Here is a 7,892-nt window from a genome sequence, read left to right on the forward strand (position 1 = left end):
GCCTAGGATCACCATGAAGAACAGGAATTGCAGCCCGCGGGTCGCCACGCCGAGCAGGACATGTCCGCTCCCCGGCAGCGCGATCGCCGCGCCGAGCACGAGAAACGGATTCGTCGGAGCAGGGGAGGCGGTTCTATCGGTCATGCGGCCTGCCGTTTGCGCACGTTGATCGCATCGCGAAGCGCCGAGGCCGACTGCAGCAGCCTTTCGACCAGCGCCGGATCGAGCCTGGCGTCGCCGAATGCGGCCTGCCGGAACACGCCGTAGCGCGCCCGCTCCGCCTCGGCCAGCAGCCAGACGATGCGCACGCCCTTCGGTGTGACCAGCAGTTCCTTGGCCCGGCCCTCGGCGAAGATGTCGAGATGGCCGGCGATCACGTCCTGCGGGAAGGCGACCCCCTTGCGGTCCGTGCGCAGCACCGCTTCGGCGGGAAAGCTGGCGGCCTTCGGCAGCGTATGGCCGAGGTGATCGAAATTGGAGAAGGTGGTCGCCGAACCCGGCCGCATCATCATGTCGAAGGTTCCCGGCACATCGACAGGCTCGGTGACCGTAACGCTCAGCCATCGCGTCGGCAGTTTTCGCGTCGCCAGCGTGTCGATGATAGTGCGGACCTGCGCACGTTGGCCATTCCAGGCGCCAGCCCAGGTGAGGACACCGGCGGTGCCGTCCGAGACATCGATGGCGTCGGCGATGACGGAGCGAATGCTGGCGGTGTCGGCGGCAAGCCCCGCCCTGGCCCGTTTGCGGCTTTTGCGCGCGAGCCAGGCGAGGTGGACGACGACGGCAAGCGCAATCGCCCCGACAAGTAAAGTTGACGTCAACTCAGACATCTCGACACGCCAGAGCCCGCTGTCAGCCGGCGGGCTTTCTTTCCACTCAATAGCCCTGCGGCTTCGGCCACGGCATGGTGAACTGGTCGCCGCGGCGCACGAATTTGTAGCGGTAGAAGTGGAACCACAGCGAGATCAGGAAATAGAAGATGGTCATCGCGATCAGCTGCGAGCCGAAGCCGAGGAAGATGGCGAAGAAGGTGACCACGCACAGGCAGAACAGCACGATCGCCGGCAGCGGATGGAAGGGATGCGTGTAGCCGCGACGGATCGAGCCCAGCGGCCACTTCTTGCGGAACATCATGATGTTGATGCTCATGAAAGTGTACTGCAGCACGCCCGACAGGATCGAGAAGGTGATGGCCTGGTTGAGATCGGCGATGAAGGCGAAGGCGAGCGCGATCGGCAGCAGGAACAGGATCGAGCGGTAGGGCGTGCGGTATCTCGGATGCACCGCCGAGAACCAGCTCGGCAGATAGCGGTCGCGGCCGAGCGAGAACCAGGCGCGCGCCGCATCGTTAATGCAACCATTGGCGGAGGCAAGTGCTGCCAGCAGCGTCGCGATGAACAGCAGGTTCTCGAGCAGCGGGCTGCCGGTCAGCTTGCCGGCGTCCCACAACGGATAATAGGTGATGCCGAGATATTCCCACGGCATCATCGAGGCGCAGACATACCAGGTCATGGCGGCGGCGATCAGAAGGGTGATCATGCCGGCCATGGTGCCGTAGGGCAGCGAGCGCGCCGGCGAGCGCACTTCCTCGGCGGCCTGCGTCGTGCCCTCGATGCCGAGATAGTACCAGATGCCGAACTGGAAGGCGGCGATGACGCCGATCCAGCCATAGGGCAGCGCATTGCCGGGCGTCACCAGCTCGTTGAGCTTCAGCACCGCCCCTTGCGTCCACGGGCTCACCGAGAAGAACAGGATGACGATCGAAATGTAGGCGATCGCGGTGATGATGAAGTTGACGTTGAGCGTCATCAGCACGCCGCGATAGTTGAGCCATGCCAGCACCACGATGGTGGCGGCGATGAAGGAATTGTGGGTAAGCCCCTCGACGCCGGCCTTAGCGACTATCGTGTCGCCGAGCAGGATTGCGTCCGACACTTCGAGCATCGTGTAGGCGAAGACCAGGAAGAGTGCGACGTTAAAGGCCATCAACGGCCCGACGATGTGCTTGGCCTGCGCGTACTGGCCGCCGGCAGCGGCGACGGTCGAGGTCACCTCGGAATCGATCATGGCGACCGAGGTATAGAGCAGGCCGACGATCCAGCAGACGATCAGCGCCGCCAGCGCGCCGCCCTTGTCGGCCGAGAAGTTCCAGCCGGTGAATTCGCCGACCAGCACGATGCCGACGCCAAGCGCCCAGACATGAGCGGGGCCGAGCACCCGGAGCAGCGAGACCCTGTCGCCGTGGATGGTGGTGGTGTTGTCAAGCGCGACCGTCATCGATCAATCCCCACTCAGATCCGGTGCTTCTCGGAGACGGCTTCAAGCTCGCCTTCGCGCGACGAGGTCAAGACCTCTTCGGAATAGGCCGAGTCGACCTTGAACCAGTCGTAGAGCATCCACAGCGCGAGCACGATCGAGATGCCCCAGCAGGCGTAAGACAGCGGTATCCACATGAGCGTGCCCCCGGATTACTTGTCGTCGAATTTTTCGTTGATGACGTCGCGATATTCCCGGTCCGATGCGCGGAACAGGAAGACGAAATAGGCGATCAGCACGATCGCCATGATGATCAGCGTCGGCCAGTCGATAATGTACTGGAACCGATTCTGGATGATGTCGTGCGCGGTCTCGGGCGTATAGCCGAGCTTCTCCCAGATCGAGGCCATGGTGGCGTTCTGGCCAAGCGCGTCCCAGGTCTTGGCGTCGAGCGGATCGATGGACTTCGCCGCTCCGGCGAGGCCGAGCTTCAGCGGCAGCCACAGCGCCACGAAAATGGCCACCACGACGACAGCGATGTCGAAAATCTGGCCGGCCTTGCTCTGTTCCGGCGGCGTGTAGCGGGACATGCTGTCTACCCCTTGCGGTTGCGGAACGCATCGGCGTTCTTGATGTCGAGCCCGTAGATGAAGTCCTTGTCTTCCTTGTAGTGGTTGACCATCGCCAGGATGGCGGCCGTGTTGAAGATCAGCACGGCGGCGGCGGCGACCGCGACGACCAGCTTGATGCCGGCGTCCGGAATGTACGGCCATGTCATGATGAGGACGAAGAGGATCGTCGCCCACAGGCAGATGATCAGGAGCGCGGATCCGCGCACGTCGGAACGGTACAGCGCATCGATGCGCTGCTGCAGGTCGGACATCGGTTTTCCCCTTCTCTCGACGTCCGAAGCGAATCGGCCGGGCGTCCCGCTCTTTCAACAGAGTGAAATTTTTTTCATAAGTTCCGACCGAATTCCGGAATTGTCAAGCCGGATTTACGGTTTGTGAACCGTTCGTTCCAGGTCAAGAATTTTGCCTGACAATGAAATTATTTGCTTGCAGGGGATTGCAGCGCTTCGTCGTTTGCGGTCAATATTCGGCCAAAGCTCCGGCCGTCGCGCCAAGGAGCAGGGAACAGCAATGACTTTCGGACGGAGGACGATCGGATGACGGCATCCTGGAGATTTTCGACCTTGGCGGACCGCCATCGTGCGCTCGGCTCGAAGCTCGAGGACTGGAGCGGCATGGGCACCGCCTGGACCTACGACAAGGATGCCGACGAGGAATATGTCGCCATCCGCACCAAGGCCGGCCTGATGGACGTGTCGGGCCTGAAGAAGGTACACATCACCGGGCCGCATGCCGCACATCTGATCGACCTCGCCACCACCCGCGACGTCGAGAAGATCTATCCCGGCAAGTCGGCCTATGCCTGCATGCTGAACGAGGCCGGCAAGTTCACCGATGACTGCATCATCTACCGCATCAGCCCCAACAGCTGGATGGTCGTGCACGGGTCGGGCACCGGCCATGAAGAGTTGCAGCGGGCAGCTGTGGGCCGCGACGTCTCGCTTCGCTTCGACGACAATCTGCACGACCTGTCGCTGCAAGGACCGACCGCCGTCGACTACCTGGCCAAGCACGTGCCGGGCATCCGCGACCTCAACTACTTCCACCATATGCAGACGCAGTTGTTCGGCCTTCCGGTGATGATCTCGCGCACCGGCTACACCGGCGAGCGCGGCTACGAGATATTCTGCCGCGGCCAGGACGCCGGCACGATCTGGGACAGGATCCTCGACGAGGGCAAGAGCGCGGGCATCATCCCGTGCCGCTTCACCACGCTGGATATGCTGCGCGTCGAAAGCTACCTGCTCTTCTACCCCTACGACAATTCGCAGAAATATCCCTTCGACAATGAAGGCCCCGGCGACACGCTGTGGGAGCTCGGCCTCGACTTCACCGTCAGCCCCGGCAAGACCGGCTTCCGCGGCGCCGAGGAGCACTACCGCCTGAAGGGCAAGGAGCGCTTCAAGATTTACGGCGTCCTGCTCGACGGCAAGGAGCCGGCCGACGAAGGCGCGCCGGTCTATCGCGACGGCAAGAAGGTTGGCGTGGTGACCTGCGCCATGTATTCGCCGCTGGTCGAGAAGTCGATGGGCATCGCCCGCCTCGACGTCGACTGCGCCGTCAAGGACGCCAGGCTCGAGATCCGCAACAGGAGCGGCGCGATCAACGCGACGGCGCAGCCATTGCCGTTCGACGATCCCAAGAAAACCAAGCGCACCGCCAAGGGCTGAGGCATCATCGACAGCGAGGGGTTTCGAGGCACGAAGGAAGAATGGCAACAAAGACGATCATCAGCCGGCCCATCTACGGAACCCTGTCTCCGCAGCCCGGCAAGCACCATCTATTCGTGGCGGATGCCGAAGGCGCGCTCGCGATCGTCGACATGGCCGGCAAGGCGCCGGCCGAGTTCTTCGACGATGCCGAGATCGTCTTCATTCCGGGTCCCGACGGCAAGCACATTGGCGCTCTCGAAGCGCTGAAGCCGGCGCAGCTCCATATTGCGCCGTCCTTCCCCAGCCTGCTGCCGCGATTGAGGCAGACCCTGACCAACGCCCATATGGGCCTGCGTCTCTATCTTAGCGGCACCGAAGGGCTGATCGGCCAGGCCATGCAGGTGGCGCTCGAGGCCGGCATCGACCACACCTCCATGCAGACCGAGCATCGCGGCTCGCTGGCGCGCCGCATGCAGTGCGTGCACTGCAAGGGCATCACCGAGAACGTGACGACGCAGCCGGCGACCTGCGCGCATTGCGGCCTGCTGCTTCTGGTGCGCGACCACTATTCGCGGCGCCTGGCCGCCTTCCAGGGCGTCTGCATCAATGCCGAGGATCGCTCAGAGATTCCTTCGATGGAGGAGGTCTTCCGATGAGCACCGGCACCACCAAGCTCGACGTCGTCGTCAGCCATCTCGTCCCCGTCAACGATCTGGTCACCCGCTTCCATTTCCGCCGCCGCGACGGCGAACTTTTGCCGACTTTTTCCGGCGGCGCCCATGTCGTGGTCGAGATGCGCGACGGCGACCGCACCCGGCTCAACCCCTATTCGCTGATGGGTTCGCCGCTCAATACAAGCGAATACACGATCTCGGTTCGCCGCGACGATGTCGGCCGCGGCGGCTCGCTGTTCATGCACAGGTCGGTCAAGCCCGGCCTGGAGATGGTGATCAGCTATCCGGTCAATCTGTTCTCGCTCGACCTGAGAGCCAGGAAGCACCTGATGCTGGCCGGCGGCATCGGCATCACGCCGTTCATGGCGCAAACCGCGCAACTGGCGGGGTCGGGTGGCAATTTCGAGCTGCATTACACCTGCCGCACCGCTTCGCTCGGCACATATGCCGATATCCTGCAGCAGCGCTACGACCGCCGGGTGAAGCTTTACCACGACGATCGCGACGAGCGCATCGATCTCGACCGTCTGCTTTCGACGCAGCCGCTCGGCACGCATCTCTACGTCTGCGGCCCGGCCGGCATGATCAACTGGGTGCGCGACCGCGCCGCCGCTCTCGGCTGGCCGTCGGAAACCGTGCATTTCGAGCATTTCGCGGCGCCCCAGCCCGGCGCGCCCTTCGATGTGGCGCTGGCCGTCAGCGGCAAGACGATCCGTGTCGGCTCGCAACAGAGTCTGCTCGAGGCGATCGAGGCCGCCGGCGTCGATCCGCCCTATCTCTGCCGCGGCGGCGTCTGCGGCCAGTGCGAGACCAATGTCATCTCGGCAGACGGCAAGTTCATCCACAACGACCACTGGCTGAGCGAGGAAGACCATCGCTCCGGCTGCAAGATCATGCCTTGCGTCTCGCGCTTCGAGGGCAAGTCGCTGGTCCTGGAAAGATAGGAGGCGAGCTTGGGCATCACCTTTCGCAAGGAAACTTTTCGGGACGACTACACCTTCCGCAACAGCCCTGAGCACATCAGGCGCTTTCCGTTCCCGTTCAACGAAGACAGCTACATGTATGCCGTCAACATCGAGCCGCATGTCGTCGGCCCGAAAGGCAGCGTGCTGGCAAACCTGATCGACGTCGACGAGCACTATGTCGCCGAGATGCAGGATCGCGCGCTGGTGCTGGCCGAGGATCCGCTGCGCTGCCAGTCGCTGCCGCATATGACGCTGGCCGGCTGGGACCTGCTCGAGCTTTTGATGGAGCAGCAGGCGCTCGGCTATCCCGATCATTTCACGCTGACGCGCGACGGCGACCGCTGGCGCTGGATCAACCGGCCGCTCGGCATCGACGACACCTTCACCTTCGGCGACACCTCGACGCTGCCCTACGGCCCGATGGAATACATCACCCGCCAGAGCCAGGGCGATTTCTGCATCCTCGACCAGCGCGACGGCAATCTGTGGATGGATGCCGGCATGGTCACCACCCAGGCCGATTGGTCGCTCGATTTCGACATCGGCATGAACTTCTTCGAGTGGCACGCGCCGGTGCCGCTGGCGCACGAGAAGGGGATTTTCATCCGTGCGCTGAAGTTCCTCACCAACATCCAACAGGGCAAACCGGCGCGCCGCCTGAACTGGACGATGACCATCAATCCGCGCCTCGACACCAGCCCGGAGAACTACCACAAATGGGGTCCGGACCGGGCGACGGTCACGCCGGAGAATGTCGGCGACAAGGTGCATCTGCGCGTCGAGCTGCAGAGCTTCTGGCGGCTGCCGCGCTCGAACGGCATCGTCTTCCCGATCCGCTGCTATCTGATCAAGATGGACGAGCTGGTGACGCAGCCGAAATGGGCGTGTCGCCTTCACCGCGTCATCCGCGACCTGCCCGAGGAACTCGCCACCTACAAGGGCCTCACCCGCTACCGTCCGACGCTGGTCGAGTGGCTGTCGAAGCTGGATGACGGGAGCCCGACCAGCCCGGGGTTTGGGCCGGATTGAAACTGTCGGCGGGACAGCGCCCACCTCTGTCCTGCCAATCTCCCCCACGAAGGGGGAGATCAGCCAATCACCCAGCGCTGCTTTGCGGATAGCAGATGATGGAAAGGTACCGCATCGGCAGCCGCGTCAGCTGTTCCGGTCCGTGCGGTGCGTCGGCGTCGAAGAACAGGCTGTCGCCAGGTTTCATAGGATAGAGATTGCTGCCGTGCCGGTACACCACCTCGCCCTCCAGCATGTAGAGGAACTCCATGCCGGCATGCTGGAAGGTCGGGAAGACGTCCGAATCCTCAGTCAGCGTGATCAGATAAGGCTCGACGACGACGCCGCTGGTGTTGGAGCCGATATGGCCGAGCAGATTGTACTGGTGGCCGGCGCGCGTGCCGCGGCGCTCGACATCGAGGCCTTCGCCGGCCTTGACGAAGACGGCGCTATGCTCCTCCTCGAAGCGGCGGAAGAAGGCGGTGACCGGAACGCCGAGCGCGCGCGACAGCGCCTGTAGCGTCGTCAGCGACGGCGAAGTGATGCCGTTCTCGATCTTCGACAGCATGCCGAGCGAAATGTCGGTGGCGGTCGCGAGATCGGCGACGGTAATGCCGAGCTTCTTGCGGAATGCCCGCACCTCGCGGCCGATCGCCACTTCCAGCACCTTTTCGCGCGTGTCGCGAATGGCATGCGGGTCCTGGG

General features: G+C 63.4%; 10 protein-coding genes. 4 read left to right on the top strand and 6 right to left on the bottom strand.

Annotated elements, in window-relative coordinates; translation table 11 throughout:
• Positions 1–140: 140 nt before the first annotated feature.
• From EOA33_RS16980 to EOA33_RS17000, 5 genes are read right to left on the bottom strand one after another with little or no spacing between them, the layout of a single operon-like run.
• Positions 141–830 carry a hypothetical protein gene (locus EOA33_RS16980; protein WP_189375495.1) on the bottom strand — a complete coding sequence of 230 codons (690 nt, stop codon included), beginning with the start codon at positions 828–830 and terminating at the stop codon, positions 141–143.
• 46 nt (positions 831–876) lie between these two features.
• Positions 877–2,277, bottom strand: coding sequence for an amino acid permease (locus EOA33_RS16985; RefSeq protein WP_127406112.1), 1,401 nt, complete (start codon positions 2,275–2,277; stop codon positions 877–879).
• Positions 2,278–2,291: 14 nt separating this feature from the next.
• Positions 2,292–2,453: a hypothetical protein gene (locus EOA33_RS16990; protein ID WP_126056041.1), complete on the bottom strand. Its 162-nt coding sequence runs from the start codon at positions 2,451–2,453 to the stop codon at positions 2,292–2,294.
• Between the two features lie 15 nt (positions 2,454–2,468).
• Complete coding sequence (locus EOA33_RS16995) at positions 2,469–2,846, bottom strand: hypothetical protein (protein WP_127406113.1); 378 nt, start codon at positions 2,844–2,846, stop codon at positions 2,469–2,471.
• 5 nt (positions 2,847–2,851) lie between these two features.
• Positions 2,852–3,139, bottom strand: a complete 288-nt coding sequence (locus EOA33_RS17000) for a hypothetical protein (protein WP_127406114.1) — start codon at positions 3,137–3,139, stop codon at positions 2,852–2,854.
• Positions 3,140–3,424: 285 nt separating this feature from the next.
• On the opposite strand from EOA33_RS17000, the gene EOA33_RS17005 reads away from it, so the two are divergent.
• Genes EOA33_RS17005 through EOA33_RS17020 form a run of 4 tightly spaced genes read left to right on the top strand, consistent with a single transcriptional unit; the run spans position 3,425 to position 7,208 of the window.
• Complete coding sequence (locus EOA33_RS17005; RefSeq protein WP_127406115.1) at positions 3,425–4,558, top strand: aminomethyltransferase family protein; 1,134 nt, start codon at positions 3,425–3,427, stop codon at positions 4,556–4,558.
• Between the two features lie 41 nt (positions 4,559–4,599).
• Complete coding sequence (locus EOA33_RS17010; protein WP_127406116.1) at positions 4,600–5,196, top strand: dimethylamine monooxygenase subunit DmmA family protein; 597 nt, start codon at positions 4,600–4,602, stop codon at positions 5,194–5,196.
• Positions 5,193–6,158, top strand: coding sequence for a PDR/VanB family oxidoreductase (locus EOA33_RS17015; protein WP_127406117.1), 966 nt, complete (start codon positions 5,193–5,195; stop codon positions 6,156–6,158). Before EOA33_RS17010 ends, EOA33_RS17015 begins: the two co-directional genes overlap by 4 nt.
• Positions 6,159–6,167: 9 nt before the next feature.
• Positions 6,168–7,208 (top strand): DUF3445 domain-containing protein, encoded by a 1,041-nt coding sequence (locus tag EOA33_RS17020; protein ID WP_127406118.1) that lies wholly within the window; start codon positions 6,168–6,170, stop codon positions 7,206–7,208.
• A 67-nt stretch (positions 7,209–7,275) separates the two neighbouring features.
• On the opposite strand, the gene EOA33_RS17025 is transcribed toward EOA33_RS17020, so the two are convergent.
• The coding region (locus tag EOA33_RS17025; protein WP_145989172.1) for an XRE family transcriptional regulator at positions 7,276–7,892 on the bottom strand (617 nt) is incomplete at its 5' end.

Source organism: Mesorhizobium sp. M4A.F.Ca.ET.050.02.1.1 (genome assembly GCF_003997725.1).
Classification (GTDB): Bacteria; Pseudomonadota; Alphaproteobacteria; order Rhizobiales; family Rhizobiaceae; genus Mesorhizobium.